General features: G+C 42.1%; 26 protein-coding genes. 19 read left to right on the top strand and 7 right to left on the bottom strand.

Annotated elements, in window-relative coordinates; translation table 11 throughout:
• Positions 1–480: 480 nt before the first annotated feature.
• The 7 genes from glsA to V7L31_RS13750 all read left to right on the top strand — a co-directional run bounded on the left by glsA (position 481) and on the right by V7L31_RS13750 (position 7,435).
• The gene (gene glsA / locus V7L31_RS13780) at positions 481–1,464 is read left to right on the top strand and encodes a glutaminase A (protein ID WP_334696742.1); all 984 of its coding nucleotides are present in this window, start codon (positions 481–483) and stop codon (positions 1,462–1,464) included.
• 482 nt (positions 1,465–1,946) lie between these two features.
• Positions 1,947–2,276, top strand: coding sequence for an RNA recognition motif domain-containing protein (locus V7L31_RS13775; RefSeq protein ID WP_334696741.1), 330 nt, complete (start codon positions 1,947–1,949; stop codon positions 2,274–2,276).
• 226 nt (positions 2,277–2,502) lie between these two features.
• Positions 2,503–2,691, top strand: a complete 189-nt coding sequence (gene rpsU / locus V7L31_RS13770; RefSeq protein WP_012407716.1) for a 30S ribosomal protein S21 — start codon at positions 2,503–2,505, stop codon at positions 2,689–2,691.
• A 274-nt stretch (positions 2,692–2,965) separates the two neighbouring features.
• Complete coding sequence (locus V7L31_RS13765) at positions 2,966–4,726, top strand: serine/threonine protein kinase (protein WP_334696740.1); 1,761 nt, start codon at positions 2,966–2,968, stop codon at positions 4,724–4,726.
• 253 nt (positions 4,727–4,979) lie between these two features.
• A complete protein-coding gene (locus V7L31_RS13760) occupies positions 4,980–5,153 on the top strand; it encodes a hypothetical protein (RefSeq protein ID WP_334696804.1) in 174 nt (57 codons plus the stop codon).
• A gap of 212 nt (positions 5,154–5,365) precedes the next feature.
• Positions 5,366–5,929: a pentapeptide repeat-containing protein gene (locus tag V7L31_RS13755; protein WP_334696739.1), complete on the top strand. Its 564-nt coding sequence runs from the start codon at positions 5,366–5,368 to the stop codon at positions 5,927–5,929.
• Positions 5,930–6,250: 321 nt separating this feature from the next.
• Positions 6,251–7,435 carry a M20 family metallopeptidase gene (locus V7L31_RS13750; protein ID WP_334696738.1) on the top strand — a complete coding sequence of 395 codons (1,185 nt, stop codon included), beginning with the start codon at positions 6,251–6,253 and terminating at the stop codon, positions 7,433–7,435.
• Between the two features lie 81 nt (positions 7,436–7,516).
• Here V7L31_RS13750 and V7L31_RS13745 read toward each other — a convergent pair whose 3' ends face one another.
• The 4 genes from V7L31_RS13745 to V7L31_RS13730 form a co-directional block, all read right to left on the bottom strand.
• Positions 7,517–8,566: a hemerythrin domain-containing protein gene (locus V7L31_RS13745; protein ID WP_334696737.1), complete on the bottom strand. Its 1,050-nt coding sequence runs from the start codon at positions 8,564–8,566 to the stop codon at positions 7,517–7,519.
• Between the two features lie 32 nt (positions 8,567–8,598).
• On the bottom strand, positions 8,599–8,736 hold the full coding sequence (locus V7L31_RS13740; RefSeq protein ID WP_334696736.1) for a hypothetical protein: 138 nt from the start codon (positions 8,734–8,736) through the stop codon (positions 8,599–8,601).
• 93 nt (positions 8,737–8,829) lie between these two features.
• Positions 8,830–10,293, bottom strand: coding sequence for an ABC transporter substrate-binding protein (locus tag V7L31_RS13735; protein ID WP_334696735.1), 1,464 nt, complete (start codon positions 10,291–10,293; stop codon positions 8,830–8,832).
• A gap of 72 nt (positions 10,294–10,365) precedes the next feature.
• Positions 10,366–11,736, bottom strand: coding sequence for a serine/threonine-protein kinase (locus V7L31_RS13730; protein ID WP_334696734.1), 1,371 nt, complete (start codon positions 11,734–11,736; stop codon positions 10,366–10,368).
• Between the two features lie 498 nt (positions 11,737–12,234).
• On the opposite strand from V7L31_RS13730, the gene typA reads away from it, so the two are divergent.
• From typA to V7L31_RS13675, 11 genes are all read left to right on the top strand, one after another.
• Positions 12,235–14,025: a translational GTPase TypA gene (gene typA / locus V7L31_RS13725; protein ID WP_334696733.1), complete on the top strand. Its 1,791-nt coding sequence runs from the start codon at positions 12,235–12,237 to the stop codon at positions 14,023–14,025.
• Positions 14,026–14,217: 192 nt separating this feature from the next.
• Positions 14,218–15,156 (top strand): DNA-methyltransferase, encoded by a 939-nt coding sequence (locus tag V7L31_RS13720; protein WP_334696732.1) that lies wholly within the window; start codon positions 14,218–14,220, stop codon positions 15,154–15,156.
• Positions 15,153–16,115 (top strand): hypothetical protein, encoded by a 963-nt coding sequence (locus tag V7L31_RS13715; RefSeq protein ID WP_334696731.1) that lies wholly within the window; start codon positions 15,153–15,155, stop codon positions 16,113–16,115. Before V7L31_RS13720 ends, V7L31_RS13715 begins: the two co-directional genes overlap by 4 nt.
• A gap of 344 nt (positions 16,116–16,459) precedes the next feature.
• Positions 16,460–16,687, top strand: coding sequence for a type II toxin-antitoxin system Phd/YefM family antitoxin (locus tag V7L31_RS13710; protein WP_334696730.1), 228 nt, complete (start codon positions 16,460–16,462; stop codon positions 16,685–16,687).
• Entirely contained in the window at positions 16,684–17,070 is a 387-nt protein-coding gene (locus tag V7L31_RS13705; protein WP_334696729.1) for a type II toxin-antitoxin system VapC family toxin, read from the top strand. The genes V7L31_RS13710 and V7L31_RS13705 overlap by 4 nt, the downstream gene beginning before the upstream one ends.
• 103 nt (positions 17,071–17,173) lie before the next feature.
• Entirely contained in the window at positions 17,174–18,355 is a 1,182-nt protein-coding gene (locus V7L31_RS13700; protein WP_334696728.1) for a DUF58 domain-containing protein, read from the top strand.
• 269 nt (positions 18,356–18,624) lie between these two features.
• A complete protein-coding gene (locus V7L31_RS13695) occupies positions 18,625–18,990 on the top strand; it encodes a ferredoxin thioredoxin reductase catalytic beta subunit (RefSeq protein ID WP_229461688.1) in 366 nt (121 codons plus the stop codon).
• Positions 18,987–19,379 (top strand): DUF309 domain-containing protein, encoded by a 393-nt coding sequence (locus V7L31_RS13690; protein WP_334696727.1) that lies wholly within the window; start codon positions 18,987–18,989, stop codon positions 19,377–19,379. Before V7L31_RS13695 ends, V7L31_RS13690 begins: the two co-directional genes overlap by 4 nt.
• Positions 19,380–19,575: 196 nt before the next feature.
• On the top strand, positions 19,576–20,073 hold the full coding sequence (locus V7L31_RS13685) for an LptA/OstA family protein (protein WP_334696726.1): 498 nt from the start codon (positions 19,576–19,578) through the stop codon (positions 20,071–20,073).
• A 30-nt stretch (positions 20,074–20,103) separates the two neighbouring features.
• Positions 20,104–20,832, top strand: a complete 729-nt coding sequence (lptB, locus tag V7L31_RS13680; RefSeq protein ID WP_334696725.1) for an LPS export ABC transporter ATP-binding protein — start codon at positions 20,104–20,106, stop codon at positions 20,830–20,832.
• 420 nt (positions 20,833–21,252) lie between these two features.
• Positions 21,253–22,368 carry an LptF/LptG family permease gene (locus V7L31_RS13675; RefSeq protein WP_334696801.1) on the top strand — a complete coding sequence of 372 codons (1,116 nt, stop codon included), beginning with the start codon at positions 21,253–21,255 and terminating at the stop codon, positions 22,366–22,368.
• A gap of 150 nt (positions 22,369–22,518) precedes the next feature.
• Here V7L31_RS13675 and V7L31_RS13670 read toward each other — a convergent pair whose 3' ends face one another.
• Positions 22,519–23,139, bottom strand: coding sequence for a CP12 domain-containing protein (locus V7L31_RS13670; RefSeq protein ID WP_334696800.1), 621 nt, complete (start codon positions 23,137–23,139; stop codon positions 22,519–22,521).
• Positions 23,140–23,856: 717 nt separating this feature from the next.
• Positions 23,857–24,231: a hypothetical protein gene (locus V7L31_RS13665; protein WP_334696724.1), complete on the bottom strand. Its 375-nt coding sequence runs from the start codon at positions 24,229–24,231 to the stop codon at positions 23,857–23,859.
• 224 nt (positions 24,232–24,455) lie between these two features.
• Here V7L31_RS13665 and V7L31_RS13660 point away from each other — a divergent pair, with 224 nt between their 5' ends.
• Positions 24,456–24,986 (top strand): orange carotenoid protein N-terminal domain-containing protein, encoded by a 531-nt coding sequence (locus tag V7L31_RS13660; protein ID WP_334696723.1) that lies wholly within the window; start codon positions 24,456–24,458, stop codon positions 24,984–24,986.
• Positions 24,987–25,045: 59 nt separating this feature from the next.
• Here the strand turns inward: V7L31_RS13660 and V7L31_RS13655 are convergent.
• Positions 25,046–25,418 (bottom strand): ATP-binding cassette domain-containing protein (locus tag V7L31_RS13655; protein ID WP_334696722.1); only part of this gene is annotated, 373 nt, incomplete at its 5' end.

Genomic DNA, 25,418 nt, shown 5'->3' with positions numbered 1-25,418 from the left:
GCATAAATACTCAAAATTACTTATTTAATGAAATATTTAGATTTCTCTATGAACAGGTCGTGATATGAGTTACATCTAGGATATTTATGCAAATCAGTTTGAGTTTCATCTCTTTTTTCAAAGTTTGTTCTACGTACATTAATCATGACTTTGATTTTCCATAACTAGATTAAAATAAGTAATATATATAACATACAATTACAGTATTACTGAGTATAAAATAAAGGAAGATACTCAACTTAATATTTTTTGTGATTAATCATAAAAAAATTAGGAAATCTTTGCGATCGCCTGCATAAAATATTTTGTTCGTATCAAAAATTACAACAGTTTTTTTATATCCTCAGTAATTGCTCAAGTATGATTTTTGAGAGCAAGCTGTTTTTGCCAAAATCTTGGCAATTGTAGGGACGTGGGGCTGTAGAACCCTATTATATATAGTGAATATTTTGGAATATTTTGGGAAATGCTATCAGCCTGATGACAAACCAAGCACATCAAGGGGATTTAGAAATAGAACTATCGCCATTATTAGTTGTCCTTAATGAGTTGCATTCACAGTACAAGTCAGTACAGGAGGGTGCAGTAGCGAAATACATTCCCGAACTGGCAAAGGCAAACCCGGACTTGTTCAGCATTTGCATTGTCACAGTAGATGGTCAGATTTATAAAGTTGGGGACTACGAGCAACTTTTTACCATTCAGTCAATTTCCAAAGTATTTGCTTATGGACTGGCCTTAGAAGATCATGGACTAGATTACGTTTTAACGAGAGTTGGTGTAGAACCGACGGGGGATGCATTTAACGCGATTATTTTGGATGAGCAATCGAAGCGACCTTATAATCCAATGGTAAATGCTGGAGCGATCGCAACCACCAGCTTAATCAAAGGTTCTGGCCCCACCGAACGCCTCAACCGAATGCTAGATATGTTCCGGCGATATATTGGCCGCGACGTGTTCGTTGACATTTCAGTTTTTACCTCAGAACGTAGTACCGGGCATCGTAACCGTGCAATGGCCCATCTGATGCTCAACTTTGGCATGATTGACCGGAACATAGAAGAGGCGCTGGATCTTTATTTTCAGCAGTGTGCTGTGATGGTAAATTGCCAAGACTTAGCCGTGATGGCAGCTACCCTGGCTAACAGAGGTATTAACCCCATCACCAAAGAACGGGCGGTAGATAAGCGTTACATCAAAGATATTCTCAGTGTGATGTATACCTGTGGAATGTACAACTTTGCAGGTGAGTGGGCTTATAAAATTGGTATTCCGGCGAAAAGTGGTATTTGTGGTGGGATTATTGCCGTTGTACCCAATAAAATGGGCATTGGCGTTTTTTCGCCGCTACTGGATGTGCGTGGTAATAGTGTGCGGGGGGTAAAGGTGTGTGAAGAACTTTCCCAACGCTTAGGTTTACATCTATTTGATTGTTCAGGTCAAGAGGCGAAATTTGATTGAATTGGGGATTGGGGATGGTGGGGCCCCCTCTGGGGATAAGGGGTAATGGGGACTGGGGACTGGGGACTGGGGATTTTGAATTGTTAAATATATTTGTTGCCTGACTTTGCCTTTCATATTAAAATCTTGGAGTAATGCTTCATGGTTAAATGCAGTCAAACATTTCAATTCGAATATTAAAGATGCGCCCCTGTATGCCTGATATCCTATGTCACCCTACAGAATTTATCTTCTATTTCCAACCCTATTTTGTGGTGGACTGTACTTAGGGTCAGTGGGGCAAGCGATCGCGTAGGTGCGATCGCATCACTAATTAACTATCTACTGGATGCAGAGAGTTGGCTCGTATGTCATCCTATGATTAGGAGAATTAATTTAGTGATGTCTTTGGTTTTAGTATTGAAAGGCTTTTTCCTTTTAGTATTTACAGACTTCTCAGAGAAATTAAAATCTCTACACAGTGATGATTTTGGAGAGAATCGATGTCAATTTATGTAGGTAACCTCTCTTATGACGTTACACAAGAAGATTTAAGTGGTATTTTTGCAGAATATGGGACTGTAAAACGAGTTCAAGTACCTACTGATCGTGAAACAGGTCGTCCGCGAGGCTTTGCTTTTGTGGAAATGGGAACTGAAGCTGAAGAAGCCGCTGCCATTGAAGCCCTTGATGGTGCTGAGTGGATGGGTCGTGACCTGAAAGTAAATAAGGCTAAACCCAAGGAAGACAGAGGTGATAGAGGTTCCTTTGGTGGCGGTAACAGAGGAGGAGGATACGGCGGTGGCGGTGGCGGACGTGGCGGACGCTACTAACTTTGGAAACAAAAAAATTTACCTAAAGTCTTAAGGTCAGACAAGAAGTCTGTCTTTTTTTTGTAATGTTACCAAAGCAGTGCTGAGTGCCCGGAAACAAGTGCTTGTCATTATTTCAATAATTCGACAAGCTCTGTAACCATCCCCTAGATTTATCTATGGGGTTACTCAGCACTCCTGAATGTCCCCATAGCCATTGATGAAGTCAACTTAGTTAGGAGAAATAATGACCCAAGTAATTGTAGGCGACAATGAACACATTGAGTCAGCCTTACGACGATTTAAGCGAGAAGTTTCCAAGGCTGGAATTTTTCCAGACATGAGAAAGCATCGTCATTTTGAAACACCCCTAGAAAAACGCAAGCGCAAAGAAGTTGCCAAGCACAGACAAAGTAAGAGAAGTTTTCGTAATTAAGGGCTGAGATACAGCAGAATTCAGAATTCAGGAGTCAGAATGGGCTAAACGCCCCGCTATCGCTAACAGGAGTCAGAATGTGGGCTAACAGAAGTAAAACAGACTTTATACCTTGTTTTGAGACTTAGCTTTTGTAATTCACCTTCCTTGAAATCTGCTGTAAATATAAGCAAATGCCCTCATAAAATCTATGAGGGTTTTCCTTTTGCCTATTTTAAAATCAGGAAACCTCAAGAAACGCTAAAATCAAGTCAGCCTTTGTATTGTAGCGGTTGTGTCCCACATCACTCAGAGTGCGGTTCACTGCATAAATCCTGATTGTCAACGTCCTTATCCTCAGCCTTGGGGAAACAAATTTTGCAACAGCTGTGGCGCACCGCTAGAGTTGTTAGACCGCTATGTTCCGCTTCAGGCATTGGGATCGGGAGGATTTGCTCAAATCTATACAGTTTGGGATGAAAAGACTCAAACTGAGAAAGTACTGAAAGTGTTGGTAGAAGATTCGCCAAAGGCACTGGAATTATTTACCCAAGAGGCGGCGGTTTTATCTAGCTTGCAGCATCCGGGTGTTCCCACAGTTGATGTCGATGGGTATTTTAACGTCAACCTGTTTAATCCCAAACCGCACCAACTGCCTTGTTTGGTAATGGAAAAAATCAATGGGCGGACCTTAGAGGAGATATTAAAAAAGTTTCCCCAAGGGTGTCCAGAAGATTTGGTTTTAAATTGGTTTGCCCAATCTCTACAAATTTTACAAGAATTACACAAACGTCAGATTATTCACCGAGATATTAAACCTTCTAATTTAATGCTGGGAACATCTTCGCCATCTGTAACCCATTCTCAAGGGTCAACAGAAGGCGATCGCTTGGTACTAATTGATTTTGGAGGAGCAAAACAATTTACCCCCTCTAAACTGCGTTCTCAGTCTAGTTCCACCCGCTTATTTTCTTCTGGTTACAGTCCACCAGAACAAGTAAGTGGAGGTATTGTCGGGCCAGGTGCCGATTTTTATGCCCTTGGTCGAACGGTGATTGAACTATTAACAGGCAAATACCCGTTAGAGTTAGAAGATCAGCAAACAGGTAAATTACGCTGGCGAACTGGGGTAAATGTCAACCCCCAATTGGCAGATTTGCTGGATGAGATGGTGCAGAAAGATGTGCGATCGCGTCCAGCAAATGCAGCTATAATTCAAAAACGTTTGGCGAAGATTTCTCAACCATTACCGCCACCAGGGTTGTTTGCCCAACTGCGAAACAAGATTAAGCAAACCTCAACCCAAGTTTCCCAGAGATTTACACAGCTAACACAAGCTATTGAGCAAATTTTGGCTAACTTTAGCCAAGCTGTCACCAAAACCATTATTTTTATCGCTCAGACAATCATCAAAATTTTCCGAGCTTGTTTGGCGACGATTTGGGCAATGATCTTGAGTAGTATCGGCGCTTGTTTTGGTGCGATCGCTGGTTTTATTTTGGCCTATCACACCAGCTTAGGGCGTCAGTTTGTGGAATCTATTTCCAGTCAGCTAAACCAATTAGTGCCAAATACTCAACCCGTCTTTGGGGCAGATATTTTGGTGTTCGTTGCCGCAGGCTGGGGAACCGCTTGGGGACTAACAGTATCGGGGTGTTTTGGTCAACGGCGGCGGTTTTTAGTAGCATCCCTGATGGGCACGATTAGCTATGGCTTCGGCTGGTTGATTTTGCAATTAATCACCCCAAAAGATAGCGGCGAAGGCTTAGTGGCAGTGATTTTAGTGGCAGCTAGCTTACTCACCTTGGGCTTAGGACTTCGCAGCCATCATGTGGTGTACGCCGTGTTCGCAGCCTTTGGAAGTGCGATCGCCTATGCCGTTTTAATTCTTTTAAAGTTAGCACCTCCCATCTTCCAATTTACTAGTCAACCAGCCTGGTCAGACTTATATTCGCCTCTGATTTTTTTTGGTTCTGTGGGCTTCTTCATCAGCTTATGGTTAGGAGCGAGTTACTACTTAATTGTCCCTGGATTGCGCCTTTTGGGATGGCGATGAAGGGAGCAGGGGAAGCAAGGGAGAAGATTTTTCCCCTCCGCCCCCCGCACCCCGCCCCTCTGCCTCTTTTCAATCCCCAATCCCCAAAAACAAGATCCCCCTAGTCGTGTTTTTCATCGAGCTAGGGGGATCACATATGTGGTAGTCTATAATTGGTTCGGTATAGTTCCTTACGACTCGATTCTATAGCCTATATTTCAGTTTGAGTAGTCTTACCATTAGAATTTATAGTATTTTTACAGCTTCTTAATGAATGCTTCATCCCTGTTCTTCCTTACCCTTGGCAGCAAAGCTTCGCCCCTCTAATGTAGATCCAGCAGCAGGAGCATTAGAAGAAGTACAGAGAGTGATTAAAAAAATACGGCAACAATGGAATCACAGCCCAGAGTTGATTACGTTTTTGGATTGGCGCAAAATAGTCGTTTGATTCAGATGACTATAGCAAGCTACGGTTTTATACTAATTTTGTCTTCTACCTAAATTTAAATTGATGATGTATCAAAAAAATGTATTACATGACCTCATGTAATACATTTTTTTATTGCTTGTGAGAAATCCGGGCTTAGAGAAGCGGTATATGTAAGTATGAAAGTACGCTGTGTGCGTAATTTGTCATTTTTGTAAATATCAGTAAAAAATATGAAACTTAAGATTGTTGCTACTGTCGCCCTGTTAGCTTGTTTTGGGTTTGCAGAGCAGGCCGTTGCATTAAATCAGCTAGATTTGGATCAGTTGAAGGCAACAACTGCCTGTCCTCGGTGTAATTTGAGTGGTGCTGACCTAAGTAAACTGAATTTAACTGGAGCAAATTTGCGAGGGGCTGACTTGAGCGGCGCTACACTATCTCAAGTTAATCTCACGAATGCCGATCTCACTGGTGCAAATTTAGAAGGTGCAATTCTGAATAAGGCAAATCTCAACAGTGCTTCTTTAACAGGAGCAAATTTGAAATCAGCATCCCTGGAAAATGCCGATCTGTCTTTTGCCGGTTTCATTAGCGCCAATTTAGAAGCAGCAAACTTAAAAGATGCCAAATTGGAGTTTACTAATTTTCGGGGGGCTAACTTCCGACTAACAACTCTGGCTAATGGTGTAGTCACCTCTGACAAACCTTATGGCTGGTCGTTAGAGCGTCAAAATTTCAGAGAATGTAACGAGTTCAAACCCGAAAATACTCTAGGCACAACCTGTTATTCAAAATAAATTGGGGCATTGGGGACTGGGGACTGGGGACTGGGCAAAACAGTTCAGAGTTCCGAGTGGTGGGGAATCTCAACTTCTTTACTCAACACTCTTGGGGGGCATTGGGCATTGAAAAAAGGCAGAGGGGCTGGAGTACGGGAGGCGGAGGGGAAAACTCTTCTCCCTTGCTCTCTGCTCCCCTGCTTCCCCTACTCCCCTGCTCCCCTGCTCCCCTGCTCCCCTGCTCCCCTGCCCCCCTGCTCCCCTGCTTGTATAGCAAAAGCATTTTGTTTATTAACAATTCTTTATCATAGGGAAAAAGCCTATAGATTAATTGAATCCATGCTTACCCATATTAAAGAATTAGCAGCAAAACTAGCGCCCCGCTTAATTGAAATTCGCCGCCACATCCACTCTCACCCAGAACTCAGCGGTCAGGAGTACCAAACAGCAGCCTTCGTAGCTGGTGTTTTGTCTTCTAATGGGCTGCACGTACAAGAGGGAATCGGCAAAACGGGTGTCGTTGCAGAACTCCAAGGCACTGGTCAAAATGACCGTTTATTGGCAATTCGCACTGATATGGATGCCTTGCCAATTCAAGAGGGCACAAATTTGGAATATGCCTCTCGTGCAGATGGTGTTATGCACGCTTGTGGTCACGATGTCCATACCACTGTAGGGTTAGGAACGGCAATGGTGCTGTCTCAAGTGGCTGAGGAGTTGGGTGGGAAAGTGCGGTTTTTATTTCAGCCAGCCGAGGAAATTGCTCAAGGGGCAAGCTGGATGGTGAAAGATGGAGCGATGGATAATGTCTCGGCTGTATTAGGGATTCATGTTTTCCCTTCTATACCCGCAGGTTCTATTGGCGTGCGTTACGGGGCATTGACAGCCGCCGCTGATGATTTAGAGATTCTGATTATGGGAGAATCTGGACACGGGGCGCGTCCCCATGAGGCGATTGATGCGATTTGGATTGCTTGCCAAGTGATTACTGCACTGCAACAAGCCATCAGCCGGACACAAAATCCCTTGCGTCCTGTGGTATTGAGTATCGGGAAGATTAATGGTGGCAGAGCGCCGAATATAATTGCGGATAAAGTGCAGTTATTGGGAACCGTGCGATCGCTCCATCCCGAAACCCGTGCCCATCTCCCAAACTGGATTGAAAACATTGTATCTAATATTTGCCATACCTACGGAGCAAAGTATCAAGTCCATTATCGCCAGGGTGTATCCAGCGTCCAAAATGATTACACCCTGACGCAATTGTTACAATCAGCCGCCGAAGAAGCTTGGAGTAGCGATCGCGTTCAAGTCTTACCCGAACCCTCCCTTGGTGCTGAAGATTTTTCGATGTATTTGGAACACGCCCCAGGTTCGATGTTTCGCTTGGGTGTAGGCTACAAAGAAAGAATCGTTAATCACCCATTACACCATCCCCAATTTGAAGTTGATGAATCTGCTATTATCACCGGGGTTGTAACTATGGCTTATGCCGCTTATAAATACTGTCAGCAAATTTTGTAAATAAAAACTCCCAGCGCTTATCTGCTGGGAGTTTTTATTTAACTAACCTTTTTTAGTGGATATAGAAAGCTTAAAAGCATCCTACTTCGATTCGGTAACAACACCAAGTTTTTGTTGAATTTTAGTCTTAGCGGCTTTGAATTCAGTAGCAAGTTGTTCGCTTTGCTCAGTACTCAAGTTGTTGCGAATGGCAGCAAACAGGGTGGTTTCTTCTTGACGAATATGATCTCCGAGAGCATCCAATAGCTGTTTGACTTTTTCTTTGAATTGCGGTGAAGATGGGCTAAGAGCTTTAATTTCCTCTAACGCCTGCTTGGCATGAGCTTGTTCATCAAACAATTCTTGGGTGTTATCTTGACCGTAGAAAGGACGTACTCTAGGGTAGACTACTTCCTCTTCAGCTTCAGCGTGGGCACTTAAATCCTTGTAAATTTGACCGAAGTACTCTTGGATCTTTTGTGGATCGTTGCTTTGCAGTAGTTCGGTGAACAGGGTGTTTACCTTGTTGTGATCGAGGCGGATGACATCTTGGATGTTTAGATCCTTTTTGTCGCTGGCTTGGGTGACAGCACTACCTACCACACCACTGACTGCGGCTAAAGCGTCTTGAACCCGCGCCCAAATTCCTTGATCTGCGTCTTGTCCAGTGAGTTCGCGGACACCCAGAATTTCTAGAATGCCTTTGAGTTGCTCTTGGTGAGCGCGATTTTCAAAGTTAATGGTATTCAAAGGTGCGATCGCTAGCAACACATCAGCACCAACTTTTTGAGCAGCTTTGTGAACTATCAAGCCAGTGATTACTAATTGATGTTTCAGCAATTCATGCTGAGATACTTTTTCATACAGGCTCAACTCAGAACCCTTGAACAATTCACTAGCTTTTTCAATGAATTGTGTAACAGTTTTCTTGGGTTCAGCTTGAATCCCATATTGACCAATTACGGTTTCCAGAATGCCAAGGTTTTTTTGATCGTCATTGATAAAATTTCGGATGCGATCGGCAATTTCGGAATCAAGTCCTTGCGTCAAAAGCGATTGTTCATTTGCGATCACCAATTGTTGGAGAGCTTTTAGACTTGCAAGTTTTACAGCAATTGCATTGCGTTTCGCATCATCTAATGTAGTTACCATTCGTGTTCTCCTCGGCAAAGTGTTTAGAATTATTACTGATATAACTTTGACATAGGGGTTGGGGATATTTCATCTTTCTTTTGAGCGATCGCAATCACAACTATGGGTAGAGAAACGAAAGTTTTCGTCAGAGAGAAATAGAAGCGATCGCTTTTATTTTTGATTGCCATCAAATCAGGCTATTTAGTATTACATCAAAATTAAATAGATTACCAGTTTTAAAGCAATCTATATCTTTAGAATGAAAATTAACACCAAAAAAACTACTTCTTATTCAAGAGGGCAAAATCGTAACCAGTCCCGCTAGAACAAGACTCGCAACGCTCAACTTTGACAAGTAGAGCTTCTCCTTGACGCTCCCCGGAGGCTGAAAACTTAATCATTCCGGTTGCTCCAGATGTTGAAAAATTGGGATTAGATAATACCCTTTGTAATCCTTCGCGGGTAGTGTCTTGTTTTAAGCCAGCAACAATTGCTTGGAGCGCATCATAAGCTCCCGCCGTTCTCTGATTTACTTGTCCGTTCCAAAGCTGAAAGGCATTTTTCGCAAAGGGATTATTTTTATTAGCATCACGATGCCAATAGACAGGTAATACCATTCCTTCAAGATCCTTGCCATTTTGTAAAGTTGTTGCACTGTACATAGTTTCAGAGGCAAACAGTGGCTTTCTACCTTTAACCTCTTGTGCCACTTTGCTAGCAAAATATATATTTCTGATTGAAGGTATTAATAAAAAGCCACTTGCATTTTCTGTTTCTATGGCTTTATCTACAAAAGCTCTAGGATCAAAATTCTTATCTGCTAAATTGCAAGGCGTACTAATAACATTGCTACCATATTTTTTGATAGCTTGAGTGTACTGTTCTAAAAGTATCTGATTTGATGAAGTGGTTGAATTATCTCTGGAGCTACGAACATCACCACAAATAGCAACATTTCTTGCTTGTCGAGCAATGTAGCGAGAATGAGTATCTATTAAATTATCATATAGCGGATTTACATGAAATGAATAGTTAGTTGGAGAACTATTAGGCTGACTATTTATTGTATTATTATCTAACTTTTCGGAATTTTCGGCTTGATTTGGTCGCTCGATAGGAAACACTAACACCAAGCGATTCTGATTATAAACTGCGGCGTTACGTCTAACTCCTACTGCTGCCACAATGCTCTTATCTTGAACTAATTCATTATCTACTCGGGCAAAATCTTCTCTATTCTCAGCACTTGCAATCACAATTTGCAGCTTTTTACCAGCAATTCCTCCCTGGTTATTAACTTCATTTTGAGCTTGAGCTACACCGCGTAAAATTTCTTCTGATAAACTAGGATCGAAGTTAATTGATGCTATCACAGCAACTTTCAGATTGTCTGAATTATCTCGTGCAATTTTGGCATTGTTCAAATAAATTAAAGTTTCCGGGTCATTAGGATTATTTTTTAGTGAAGCAGTAAACTTTATCACAGCAGTAGTAAAATCTTTTTCAGCAAAAGCTTTAACTCCATCTGTTTTCTCAGGATATGTTTGCACTTTCAACAAAATCCTTGTACCCAAATTCATTACTGAAGGTTTATTTCCAACCGAAGATGAAGTTTGCGCGGGGTTTGATGATGTTGTGATGATAGTGGAAGAAAGTTTGCTAATTAACCATAAAATAGCTGCTACCATTACCCCAGCTAGACCGAGAGAAATAAGCAGTCTCAAATTTTCTTTTTTATTTGTCATGAATAATTACCCAAATTCTACAAATTTTATCTAAATTCAAGAGATTTATGACATTTAAGCCAGACCAAAAATTTAAAAATATTTAGAAATAACTCTATTGATTATTTCAGACACACCTATAATAATAACTGTCAATAAACCTGTCAGAATAATTAGTAATCCTACAAGTAGCAGTCCATTAACACCAATTTTGAAAAGATTATTGATTAGGAGATTTCTGAAAATAAAGATAACGAGTAAATTTGCGATTATAGAAATAATAATTAAATAAGTTTTTTCTACAAGCGGTCGAGATTGAATAAAAACCAATCCTCCTAAAATTAGTAACCACAATCCAGAGCTAATCCAAGTAGTTCCGAGGAAACTTATAAGTGCGATCGCTAAAAATGAACTACCCGATCCAGCTATTATTGCTCCAAACAATAACTTAATATTAGAAAACTGCGGTAGATATCGAGTTGATTTATGTTGATTTTGTGGTTGCGAACCTGATGGCAAAGTCGGTGGAATAACTGTAGAAGCTAGTGTATACTTTAGCGGTGGCAGCTTCTTTATGTCTTCTAAGACAGCCTGTGCAGATTGATAACGCTGCTCATGGTTTTCTTGTAGTGACTTATCAAGAATCATCCCTAATTCCTGACTTATGGGTTGCGTTAAATGCTGTCGCCAACTAGAAGTCCAACCATATCCTTGTTTCACCCACAAACTCGAAGGAGAAATATTAGTCAGCAGGTGAAAGCAAGTTACTCCTAAACTATAGATATCACTGGATGGAAAAACTTTACCCGCCTGCATTTGCTCAATTGGTGCATAACCTAATGAACCAATAATTGTCCCTCTTGCAGTATTTGTAGCTTCCGTATTTTGTTTTGCCACCCCAAAATCAATTAATACTAACTTTCGATCATTTTGACGGCGAATAATATTTTCTGGTTTAATATCTCGGTGAATTACCTGCTGTTGATGTATATCTATCAATACAGATAATAAATCTTTTAAAAAATCTCGAATTTTGGCTTCATCAAAAACTCCCTGTTGTTTTAACTCTTGCAACAGATTTTGTCCTTCGATAAACTGCTGCACTAAATACAGATATTCAGCTTCCTTAAAATATGCGTACAAATTGGGAACTTGGAGATGTTCTCCTAATTCTTTGAGACGTTTAGCCTCTTTTTCAAACAACTCAGTCGCTTTTTTATGTGCCTGACTACCCTGGCTGCCATAAAATTGACTAAGAACAAGTTGCTTAACAACACATCTTTCATTGAGCTTATCTATATCTTCTGCGATATATGTGCGTGCAAACCCTCCTCTCCCCAATGGCGTGATAATTCGGTAACGATTTCTTAGTAGCGATACCAACTCTGTACCGCAACGAAGGCAAAATTTTGCATCGTCAGGATTTTGGGGATTCTCACAATTAGGATTTAGGCAGCAGACCATATAATTATCGCTGTCATTTTATTCGTTTTTAGAAATATACCTTAACTAGAGGCGTTGCATTGTAAAGTCTCTACATAGGCAATGGCGATCGCTAGGAATAATTTTTATAGAGATACTCACCCTATTCTAGCCAGTAAAAACAAGGCTAGGCGATCGCTTCCTTTTGATCCCAAACACGAAATCACTTGACTTTCAGCAGCCAGCAACTTCATCTCTATTCGACTCATTACTCTCGCCAAATCAACCGCAATTCTCAAAAACAATACCGCCCTTTAACCAACACCTGTTTCTAACAGAAGCTTTTTTTATCCCAGCAATGCCGTAATTACCACACATCATCATTGTCGGGTTTACAAAACTCACCGCAATTGTGACGATTACGCTAGAATTATTAAAGGTTCTTTACAGAGTTTGCTGATCATCCCCAATTCTGTTAAAACAGCCTAGCATTCAAATGTAAATCTTATAAACACCCTCTAGAGTTCACCAAAAGCTTCTATGACGCTCCCAATTCGCAACGTCGCCATTATCGCCCACGTTGACCACGGCAAAACCACCCTGGTTGACGCACTCCTCAAACAATCCGGCATTTTCCGCGAAGGCGAAGACGTTCCGGATTGCGTTATGGACTCCAACGCCCTAGAACGGGAACGGGGTATTACTATCCTTTCCAAAAATACGGCAGTTCGCTACAAAGAAACACTAATTAATATTGTTGATACTCCTGGACACGCTGACTTTGGTGGTGAAGTTGAACGGGTACTCGGCATGGTTGACGGCTGTCTTCTGATTGTCGATGCCAATGAAGGCCCCATGCCCCAAACACGCTTTGTTCTCAAAAAAGCTTTAGAAAAAGGGCTGCGCCCCATCGTTGTCATCAACAAAATCGATCGTGGTCAAACTGACCCCCACGTTGCTGTTGATAAAGTATTGGATCTGTTCTTAGAATTAGGGGCAGATGAAGACCAGTGTGATTTTACCTATCTGTTTGCCTCCGGTATGGGAGGTTTCGCCAAAGAAAGCTTGGAAGCAGAATCGGTAGATATGCAACCTCTGTTTAACGCGATTCTGCAACACGTTCCACCACCAGTAGGCGACAGCAATAAGCCTCTGCAATTACAAGTTACAACCCTAGATTATTCTGAATATCTGGGACGGATTGTGATTGGCAGAATTCACAACGGTACTATCCGCTCAGGACAACAAGCAGCGTTGGTAACAGAAGATGGTACTATTGTCAAGGGCAAAATTACCAAATTGATGGGCTTTGATGGACTGAAGCGCGTAGAGATGGAAGAAGCAACCGCAGGTTATATTGTGGCGGTGGCTGGTTTTGCTGATGCTTATATTGGGGAAACGATTACTGACCCCAATGAACCGCAAGCTTTACCACTAATTAAAGTGGATGAACCAACCTTGCAAATGGCCTTCTGGGTGAATGATTCGCCCTTTGCAGGTCAAGAAGGTAAGTTGGTGACATCAAGACAAATTCGCGATCGCCTTTTCCGCGAACTCGAAACCAACGTTGCTTTGCGTGTCGAAGAAACCGATTCTCCCGATAAATTCCTCGTTTCCGGTCGTGGTGAACTTCACCTTGGTATCTTGATTGAAACCATGCGCCGGGAAGGCTTCGAGTTTCAGGTATCTCAGCCACAGGTAATTTACCGCGAAATCAACGGTCAACCTTGCGAACCTTTTGAACTCTTGGTGTTAGACATTCCTGCTGATGGTGTGGGTAGCTGTATTGAACGCCTGGGACAACGCAAAGGCGAAATGCAAGATATGCAGCCAGGTAGTGGCGATCGCACCCAGTTAGAGTTTGTCATTCCCGCCCGTGGTTTGATTGGTTTCCGGGGTGAATTCATGCGGATGACTCGTGGCGAAGGCATCATGAACCACAGCTTCTTAGACTACCGTCAAATCAGTGGTGATATTGAAGCCCGTAACAAAGGCGTTTTAATCTCCTTTGAAGAAGGTGTTTCGACCTTCTACGCCATGAGAAATGCCGAAGATAGAGGAGCATTCTTTATTACTCCCGGCACAAAGGTTTACAGAGGCATGATCGTGGGAGAACACAATCGTTCCCAAGATTTGGAACTAAATATCTGTAAGACTAAGCAGTTGACCAACCACCGCGCGGCTGGTGGCGATGAACTAGTGCAACTGCAAGCACCGATAGACATGAGTTTAGAACGTGCTTTGGAATACATCGGCCCCGATGAATTGGTGGAAGTTACACCTCAATCGATTCGTCTGCGGAAGATGTCGAAGAAGTTGGCGAAACGGTAAGTAAAGTCTATTAATTGATTTAGAAGGCCCGCATTAGCGGGCTTTTTAATTTGTTAGTTACACCTGCCTATCTAATTAGGTTCGGATTCGACTTGCTATGAAAGATTAAGTGTTCAGATGTATCTTTGTAATATAACCAACACCGGACGTTTGTGTAAGTGGCGAAGGATGAACAATAATAGTGCATTGAACATGGCACAAATCTCTCTAGATGTTAAAGTTCCAGAGCAACAAGTCGGTGAACAAGAGTTGCAACCTTTAACACAAGGATTTCAATTGCAATATACACATAATCATGGACAGCTTTATCAAGGTAATTCAATTGATTGGCTTGCATCGCTTGAGAGTGAAAGCGTTGATTTAGTTTTTGCTGACCCACCTTATAACATTAAGAAAGCTGACTGGGACAACTTTGAAAACCAAGAGAAATATATTGAGTGGTCAATTCGATGGATTAGTCAAGCTTCACGTATCCTCAAGTCAACTGGCTCTTTTTATATTTGTGGTTTTTCCGAAATCTTGGCTGATTTAAAGCATCCAGCATCAAAATATTTCAAAAATTGTCGTTGGTTAATTTGGCACTATAAAAACAAGGCTAACTTAGGTAGTGATTGGGGACGTTCTCATGAAAGCATCATTCATTTTCGTAAATCTGATGCCGTTAAACTAAGTATTGACGATGTGCGAATTCCTTATGGCGCACATACATTAAAATATCCATCTCACCCGCAAGCAGAGACAAGTGCCTACGGAAAGGGAGCAATCAAGAAACACAATAACTGGACACCTAACCCAAAAGGTGCGAAGCCTAAAGACGTAATAGAGATTCCTACTACTTGTAATGGAATGGGTGAGACAACACCCCACCCAACTCAAAAGCCAGAAGAATTATTGAGAAAATTTGTTCTTGCATCATCCAATGAAGGAGATTTGGTCATTGACCCATTTTCAGGATCAGGAACAACTCTTGTGGTTGCAGAGCAACTTAACCGTCGCTGGATGGGATGTGATCTAAATATTGAGTACAACTGTTGGGCAACTAGACGATTAGAAAATGTTCGTCGCATGACAAAGGAAGAATGGATAGCCTTTGATCGTAAAAATGCAGAACGAAGAGAGTCTATCCGATGAGTCTAGAGGATTTGGTAAATCACGCAGTAGACAAACAACGTTTTCAGACTATTCAAGACTACATTACCTTTTGTAGAAATTATCTACAATTTATAGCGATGGGCTTACAAGCCAGAATTGTTTCACAAAATGAAAATCATTACCAGTTTTATCAATATCGGGATGATGGTTATTACAACATTACTCGCCCGATAAATACTCAGTTAATGTATGAAGTAGAAACATTTGATATTGCTTCTAATCAGTTTTTACAAGCTCTTGAACAGTTGCGAGAGAGACAGTTACCTGATGACTCCTTGAGACAGGTTGTCATTTCTACCATTTATACCATTCAGCAAGCTATTGGGGCTACCCTCGACGCATTACCTTCTGGAAAGTCTAATCAAGCTCGTAAAGTGAATGGGGATCTTTTCGAGCGTCTAATTCGTCTTTTGATTGCATCTCTCAACCTAGATTGCGTTTCTGGAACAGTACAAGTTCCAGTTAGAGACGAGAGCGGATCAATATTATTTCATACTAGCTATCAGCATGACTTGTTAATTAGTAAAGACGACGAACTAAAGATAATTGGTTCGGTTAAAACTTCGAGTAAAGACCGTATTGATAAAATTTTTGTAGATAAGTTTTTATACAACAAGCTAACCAGCACTGCTTTGCCTCACATAGCAATTTTCTTGAACGATGTGCAGAGAAAAAAAGCAAAGCAGCAAAATCGTTATGGCATTAATGCAACGTTTTTGCCAGGACACTTCAAAGCCTACACCATCAAACTAAATCCACTTGACGGTGTATATTACTGCGATATTCGTCCGAATATGATTACGGATGGATTGCTTTCACAACACATCCAGACCATTGACAATTTATTTTATCGTGATATTTGGCAATTACTCAGTACTGATGGACAGTCTTTGGAAGAAGTTGAAATTGAGGAAGGTGAGAACAAGGAAACAGAATAATAATGAAGTTTATTGCGTTCTAATAATTTAGATACCGATGAGAGCGCAGTTGAAAGGTTATCGATGATAAGCGATCGCCCATTAATTCCATCACTGCAAAAGCCAAGCGGTTGAGGTGTAGACCGTCGTAGACTTCGCTAACCAGTAGGCATTCTTACAGAAAGCGATCGCCCTTGCCGTGCATTTATTCAGATCCTTGAGTAACAATGAAGAGGACTGAAAAAGGATTATTCTCATGACTATTCGTGAAACTGCGATCGCCATTGTCCACATAAAAAGATCCTTGAGTCAATAACTGACGAAGAAGTTATATTCAAAATATCGGGTTTTGGTAAAGACTATCAATGCACCAAGTTAATTTGAAAGAAGCTGAGACTCGCCTAGCAGAATTAATTGAAGAGGCGGCTGCTGGAGAAGAAGTCATCATCATGCGTAATGATGGGACATCTTTCAAAATTGTGCCACTTCATGGAGTAGAAGTACGCCCCAAGTTTGGTAGTGCTAGGGGTTTGGTAAAAATGTCAGATGATTTTGATGAGCCGTTGGCAGATTTTGAGGAATACGCTCCATGAGACTCCTGCTCGATACTCATACGTTTTTATGGTTTATTGAGGGCAGTTTTAACCTCAGTGACACAGCAAAAAACTTGATTGAAGATCGGGGAAATCAAAGATTTTTGAGCATTGCGAGTCTTTGGGAAATTTCTATCAAGGTCAGTATCGACAAGCTAAAACTGGAAATGACTTTTACTAAGTTGGTTAAGCAACAAGTTTATGGTAATGCTATTGAATTGCTTGAAATACGACCAGAACATTTAGATGAGTTAGCAAAGTTACCTTTTTACCATAAAGATCCATTTGATCGGCTCATAATTTCTCAAAGTTTGGTGAAGGGCATACCTGTAATTAGTAGAGATAGCGTGTTTGAAAATTATCCTGTGCAGATATTGTGGTAAATTGTACCGTAGTCAACAAATTCTAGAGCGGTTTCGATAACGACATCAGGCGCAATCCCTGAGACACTGTGAATTTGGGGTAGTGTTGGGTTAAAAAAGAAACATGAAAATCATCAAACCCATCACCAATTGGTTAGAAACCCGCGCCAGTGCCCCTGCTTATGGCGGTTGGGTACTAGCAGCAACGGCTATTTGTTTTTTTGGCGCAGGTATCAATACGATGGCTGGTTGGCTATATGCCATTAGCGGCATTAGTTTTGCCCTTTTGGGTGTAGCAGCCATCTTACCGCCGCGATCGCTCACAGGTCTATCCATCACCCGCCGTCCCATGCAACCTGTGTCAGCAGGCGACGATCTAACGGTGGAATTAGAAATCTGCAATCATACACAGCAGCCTGTAAGTTTATTGCAAGTTGAAGATATACTGCCCTTTGTCTTAGGGAAACCAGTACAAAAAGCAATCGAGACAATTCCTAGCCAAGGTAGTTACCGTTGGGTATATTACCACCCAACTCAGCGCCGGGGTGTTTATCGCTGGCACACAGTAGAACTCGGTTCTGGTGCGCCTTTAGGGTTATTTTGGTGTCGCCGTCAGCGTGATTGTGCTGCTACAGCGATCGTTTATCCGACAGTGTTACCCTTGGCTACCTGCCCCTTGGTAGATGAAATGGGGCAAGAAGAGAGCAAAAGGGGCGATCCTCGTGGTAGACCATTGCAGACAGCCACAACCGGGCTAGTGCGATCGCTCCGTCCTTACCGTGTCGGAGATCCCACCCGTCTGATTCACTGGCGAACTAGCGCCCGTTATGGAGAATTAAGGGTGCGGGAATTAGAAATGGTCACAGGTGGACAAGAAATAGTTATTGCCCTTGACAGTGCTAGCAATTGGGAAGAAGAAAACTTTGAACAAGCAGTAATTGCCGCAGCTTCACTGTATTTTTATGCACAGCAACAACAACTAGAGGTGCAACTATGGACAGCATCAACAAATTTAATTAAAGGCGATCGCTTTGTTTTAGAAACCTTAGCAGCAACCACAGCCTTAGAAGATGCCAGTTCAGTAGTTCCTAAAAGCTATCCCTTGATTTGGCTAACTCAAAACCCCCTGAGCCTTGCTACTCTTCCTCAAGGTAGTCGCTGGGTTTTGTGGCCAAATATTTCTGCACCAGCTGAACCAGAGGTAATTAATTGGGAGCATCCTGGTATAGTTTTGCAAAGCGATGTCTCCGACGGACTACGCCTACGCCCACTGCAAGCCCAACTACAAAAAACATTACGGTCATAAACTGCAAAGGCATTGAAAAGAGGCAGAGGGCGGGGCGCGGAGGGGTAAATTCTTCTCCCCTGCCCTGCTCCCTGCCCTTACGCGTCCCCAGTCCCCACGCAAGTTAAACTTTTATGATTTCCTAGATTTTGTCTAATCCCAGCAACCAGATATATCAGGCTTTGAGCGTAGGTAAGACAATTGGAGCAAGCAAGGTTGGGGAAATACACCCAGTAATCCTCTAGTGCGGCTGAGGTACAATGCAAAGAAATATTTAAATTATGAGCGACATGATCACATCAGAACATAACACAAAATCCAGCGATAAAAGCCTAGAGGCAATGCGGCATTTTTCTGAACAATACGCCAAGCGTACTGGAACATACTTCTGTTCTGAACCTTCTGTCACCGCAGTGGTGATTGAAGGACTAGCTAAACATAAAGACGAACTGGGTGCGCCTTTATGTCCTTGTCGCCATTATGAAGATAAAGAAGCTGAGGTTCACGCCACATATTGGAACTGTCCTTGTGTGCCAATGAGAGAACGCAAAGAGTGTCACTGTATGTTGTTCCTCACCCCTGACAACGAGTTTGCTGGAGAAAAACAAGAAATCTCTCTCGAAACAATCAAAGAAGTGCGAGATAGTATGGGATGAGCGAAACCATACCCCAAGAGTTTTGGCAGGGCGTAGAACAGTTCAATTCTGGTCAGTTCTACGCCTGTCATGACACTTTAGAGGCTTTGTGGATGGAAGCTGGTGAACCGGAAAAATCCTTTTATCAAGGCATTTTGCAAATTGCTGTAGCGCTGTATCATTTGGAGAATCGGAATTGGCGAGGTGCTGTAATTCTATTGGGAGAAGGCAGCAATCGCCTACGCCGTTATCCATCTATTTATAGTGGCGTTGACGTAGATGAGCTATTGAGTCAGAGTGCAGTGTTGTTGACGACATTACAACAAATAGGGCAAGACTTGATTGCATCTGGCGATCTGGGTGAAAACCAAGTCTTATTGTTGCCTACAATTGTGCTGGCTACTGATTAGATATCTGGTGAAATTAATTATGGTTGCCTCGTCATTTTAATTCAGATGTCGATTTCCTGAAACCTTGAGGTTGGGGGTAGCGTCACTATTTCAGCCAGTAGTTATCGGAAATCACTCCAGATTGTATATTTCATAATCTGGATAAAGTACTTGAGATAATTAGAATGCAAGCTGAAATCCTAAATCCCCAATTGCTATGATGCCCTGCTATCAATTGCCCATATCCCAGATGCGTCGCTTTGGATTAGCTTTAATGCTACCAGCTGCACTCTTGGGCGCTTTTGCCTTCCCTACCCAAGTGCAAACCGCTACTGCACAAACAGCTGAGGCAAATCGCCCCCTGACTATCCGCGCTGATGTGCAAGAATATGATGCTAAAAACCAAGTAATCACCGCTCGCGGTAATGTGCAAATGTTGTATCCTGCTCGCCAAATTCAGGCCACATCTGCCCAAGCACAGTATTTTAGTAAAGAACGCCGAATTGATTTCAGTGGCAATGTCTATATTTTGCAACAGGGCGGTAACAGTATTCGAGCAGAGAAAGTAACCTATTTAATTGATGAAGGGCGATTTGTGGCTTTACCCCAATCCAATCGTCAAGTAGAGTCCATCTACATGATCCAGGAATCAGAGAATAGTGGACAAAGTGCAACACCTGCCCCAAAAACACCACCTTTGAAGCCTGCTAATTAGCATTTACCACCAATAAAGGGTGCTTCCAGCGTGAAAATTGTTTTAGAGAATATTCACAAATCTTACGGCAAGCGAGTAATTGTCAATCGTGTCAATCTTTCTGTTGCTCAGGGCGAAATCGTTGGTTTACTAGGCCCCAATGGGGCTGGTAAAACGACGACTTTTTACATTGCCACAGGTTTAGAAAAACCCAATCAAGGAAAAGTTTGGCTGGGTAGTCTAGACGTGACGGGAATGCCAATGGACAAAAGGGCACGATTGGGTATTGGTTATCTAGCACAAGAAGCAAGTGTTTTTCGCCAACTCTCGGTAGAGGATAATATTCTGTTAGTGCTAGAGCAAACTAATGTGCCACGATGGGAGTGGTCAAGACGACTCAAAACTTTACTGGAGGAGTTTCGGTTGGAAAAATTGGCTAAGAGTAAAGGAATTCAACTTTCTGGAGGTCAGCGACGACGGACGGAATTAGCAAGGTCTTTAGCTGCTGGGCGAGAAGGACCAAAATTTTTACTTTTGGATGAACCATTTGCGGGAGTTGATCCGATCGCAGTTTCAGAAATTCAGCAAATTGTCGCACAACTGCGCGATCGCGGTATGGGAATCTTAATTACAGATCATAATGTCCGCGAAACCCTCGCCATCACCGATCGCGCCTACATCATGCGTGAGGGACAAATCCTCGCTTTTGGCACTGCTGACGAACTCTATAGCAACTCCCTTGTGCGGCAATATTATTTAGGGGATAATTTTCAAGCCTAAATTAACAATTATTTAATTAATAATTTCTTTCAAAGAATAATTTTGATTTTTTATTCTTCAGCATAAATTTCTGAATTAATTTTTGGCTATTGAAAATTTAATTTTCATACTAAGTAAGTTGGCACAATGAAAAAGCAGGGGAGCAGGGAGCAGGGAGCAGGGGAGAAAAACCACGCCACGGGTGAGGTTTGTACCTTTTCCCCTGCCCCTGCCTTTTATCAAACCAAACTATATGAGGCAAAGATAAACTAAACTAAAACTCCCTTGCCTGATTCCAACGACAAATTTTTACGCTGATCTACTTAAATACAGTAGATATACTTTGCCAGGGTTGCCAATATTTAACTTTTCAAGTTGCTTATGATCTCAAAGAAACTCACGTCTTTTAACAGTCCCTATTCGCTGCTGCCTTTTACGATCATGGATCGCTACCTTGCTAGCGAATTGTTAGCGCCGTTTTTCTTTGGTGTCGGAGCTTTTTCATCACTTGGTGTCACCATTGATGCTGTATTTGATCTCATCAGAAAAATCGTAGAATCTGGGCTACCCATAGATACAGCTATTCAAGTTTTTTTGTTAAAATTTCCCAACTTTATCGTTTTAGCCTTCCCCATGTCTACGCTGCTGGCGACTTTGATGACCTACAGTCGTCTTTCTAGCGAGAGCGAACTAATTGCCTTGCGTGGTTGTGGCGTAAGTGTCTATCGGATGGTGCTAACTGGTGTGATGTTAAGTCTTGTGGTTACAGGGTTGACATTTGTGTTTAACGAACAAATTGCACCAGCAGCAAATTATCAAGCGGCGATGACTCTGGATAAAGCCCTGAAGTCAGACAAGCCAATTTTAAAACAGCAAAATATTTTCTATCCTGAATACCAGGATGTTACCCAGCCGGATGGTTCTAAGAATCGGATATTAACACGCTTGTTTTACGCCGACCAATTTGATGGTAAGCGTATGACAGGTTTGACGATTATAGATCGCTCAACAAAAGGTCTGAATCAAATTGTGGTATCAGATTCAGCCCAGTGGAACCCTTCTCAAAATATCTGGGATTTTTACAACGGTACGATCTATTTCGTCGCTGCCGATCGCTCTTATCGCAACATTGTTAGATTTGAACACCAACAACTGCAACTACCGCGCACGCCATTAAGTCTGGCAGAAAAAAGCCGGGATTATGGTGAGATGAATATTTCTGAAGCATTAGATCAACTAGAAGTAGAACATCTCGGTGGCGATCGCCAAAAAATTCGTAAACTTGAAGTGCGGATTCAACAAAAAATCTCTTTGCCCTTTGTATGTGTAGTTTTTGGCTTAGTCGGCGCAGCGATGGGAAGCATACCCCAGCGGACTGGCAGAGGTACCAGCTTTGGGATTAGTGTCATAGTAATATTTTCGTACTACTTAATTTTCTTTATTAGTGGTGCGATCGCACAAGCAGGTGTCCTCTCTCCCTTTATGGGAGCTTGGTTCCCCAACTTTCTTTTTTTGGGAATAGGCCTATTCTTGTTGATGCGAGTTGCTAGACGGTAAATTGAGATAGCAGGAAGTAGGGCGCAGAGGCGCAGAAGAGGAGCAGGGAAGCTCTTAGCTGGAAGCAAGAGAGAATTATTCCCCTCCGCCCCCTGCATCCCGCCCCTCTGCCTCTTTTCAATGCCCAATGCCCCTTTTCTCTTCATTCAATTATGGGTGATAATTTCGACATTCCGGTGCATGTGGGTTTTCCTTGCAGTATTCTTCAAAAGAGACTTTGGCTGATACCATACCCTCAGCTTTTTGATGAGCTGCTTCTGCCTGGAGTTCTTCTACCTCATCCCACGCCGCCGCACAGGATTTAGAATAAGCACCTTGTTCGGTGCAAATAGCACGAGCCTGCTCAATTGCTTTTTGAATTCTCTCCTCCAGCAGTGGCGCTTTTGGCGCTTCCACAAAGTCGCTTTTGGTCAAAATGTCGGTAATTGAGATGATGCCCAACAGCTTACCTTGAATCACAGGTGCGCGATGAATCCCAGTGTTAGCAAATAAGCGTGCTACATATTCCACACCCAAATCAGGATTGACAACAATGCAGGGTTTGCTCATAATTTCAAAAACCCGCACTTGCTTGGGATCTTTACCGTAGGCTGTTACTTTATAGACAATATCCGTTGCTGTGACAATGCCATAAGCGTCATTCTCATGGCGACAATCCACAACCAGCGCTCGTAATCCTTTGTCCTTCATCAGCCCCACCGCTTCAGCAACAGTTGCCGAACCGCGAATGGTAACTACCTCTTTGGTCATGATATCTTCAGCTTTCATCATTGCTGTAGTCTCCTGGTTAATAGTCCGGTGCAGCACAGCGCCCTTATGGACGTATCGAAGCATTGCAACGCACAGTTGGCTAAATATTAAAGTAAAAAAAGTTGAACTTTTGCCCAGCTACAACAATAAATTAGACTAGTTATCAACTCCTGATGTTATCCAATGTGACCAATGCCCCAAAACTAAGCATAAATTGCGATAAAATTCTGCTAATCAACAAATGATGAGTGGAAATTGACTATTCAGGGACTTCCAGAAAATAAACTATTCCATCAACAATAATGATAATCATTTTAAATGGGGATGAAGGGGCTGCCGACGGCAGACCTTTCATCCCCATTTTGTAGTAATTTGAATAATAACTATGTAAAAAAAGATAGTCCTAATACAAGTAAGTCGGTGCTAATTTTTCCAGCTATGTTAAGGAATTTTAATGTAGGGTGTGTTGTCACAAAGCGCAACGCACCGTCAACAATCTCAGGTGCGTTAGCCTACGGCATAACACACCCTACAGCTAAATTATATTTCTTCTACATACATTGAATTTTTCTCATCGACTTACTTAGGTTTGCTATGCAAGCTAGAGAAAAATCTATCCAACCCAGAAGTTTTTTACAAGAATAGTGAAATGGGCAATGTCTAATCAATACCGAAAACTCCAATTTCAATATTTATGACATTGCCCAACCTAACAAAATAGCAAGATATCAGGAAAACCTAATTTTTCCGTTCACCCTTTTCTAAAGCTTGTTTTACTAAATCATCACTGACACTAGTTACACCTTCAGTATTAGAATTACCAACTTCCTTTGCTAACTCTAGATAATCATCAGGATTACCTGTTGACTGCGCTTCAGTTTTTGTCTCTTGTGGGTTAGAGGTTTTATATTTAGGTGCTGTGGCTGCTTCGGCTGCTGCTTCACCTTGGCCTGTGCGATCAACTTCGCTGACACTGAATTGTTGTGCAGCGGCATAGTCAGCATCAAAATCTACCGTTGGTGCTTTTTCGTTACCACTAGCTATGCTTTCAGCAGCTAATTGTGAATCATGAGTGGGAGATTCATTTAAATTGGGCTTTACTTCATCAGGCATAATTAAAACCTTAAGGTAAATTTTTTATTGCTTACTTGAATGATAATAGCAAAGCAATCCGCTGCTTTCTTGCTTCCTTCAGAGAGACTTTTACCTCTATTAAAAGGTAGATTAAATCTGTAAATATTCATTAATTTAACTCTTTCTATCGATAGTAGAATCTAATTCTCGAATTCTGGTAACACTTAGTCTGGCTTATAAAATTCTGTTGGAGACAAATAATAATGACTGCAAGTTACGACAAAACAATTTCTCAAGCTCAGAGCAATGAAACTCAAAAATTGGTGGATGGGTTTAACGCCTTAGATACCGATGCCAAATTAGCTTGGTTCTATTTTGTTTATGAAAAAATGGGTGATTCGATTACGCCAGCGGCTCCTGCTGCGGCTGAACCAGAGTTAGCACCACTTCTGCTAGGAGATTATTTTGAATTATCCGATGAGCAGCAACTAGACATTATGCGGGATATTGTTAACCGCAAAGACACAGAATATTCTCGTGCTTATGGGGCAATCAAAGAAAATAATCAGTTGTTAGTTTGGTATGCTTGGGCGGTAGCTATGGGGGATACGGTGGTTGGGCTACCAGCTAGCTACCAGTCAAGTAAGGCAATTAACGATCTGGTTTCCCAAATTGAAGAACTAGATTTTGAAGAACAAATGTCAGTGTTTCGGACAATAGCTGGTGAGTTGGGTTACACCGATGTCAAGCCGATCGCAACGCAAGCCGAAACTGGGAAAACGTCAAGTTTGTAATCAGTTTTGGCATAGGTGCGGCTACACAAACTAAGTCCGCATACGCGGACTTAAAGAACCTATGAGATGGCTAACTGACTCAAGTCGGCTGGGGTAAGGTTGGAGTGTACTACTTGGCCATCACGGAACCAAACAATGCGCTGGGTTTGACGGGCAACTTCTGGTTCATGTGTCACCATCACGACAGTAATTCCACTGACATTGAGTTCGCCAAAAATATCTAAGACTTCTTGGGTTGTACGCGAATCAAGTGCGCCTGTTGGCTCATCGGCCAGGAGTACTACGGGACGATTGACGATCGCTCGGACGATCGCTACTCTTTGTTGTTGTCCACCAGATATAGCGGTTCTCGCTTGAGTGAAATACACAATGTGGGAAGATGATGAATGTTGTAGCAAAGTGTATCTGGAATGAAAGCATACTCCACTGACC

The sequence above is a fragment of the Nostoc sp. genome (assembly GCF_036916655.1).
GTDB lineage: Bacteria > Cyanobacteriota > Cyanobacteriia > Cyanobacteriales > Nostocaceae > Nostoc.
Note: the sequence above shows the minus strand (reverse complement) of the source record. Positions and strands in the feature narration are given on the sequence as shown.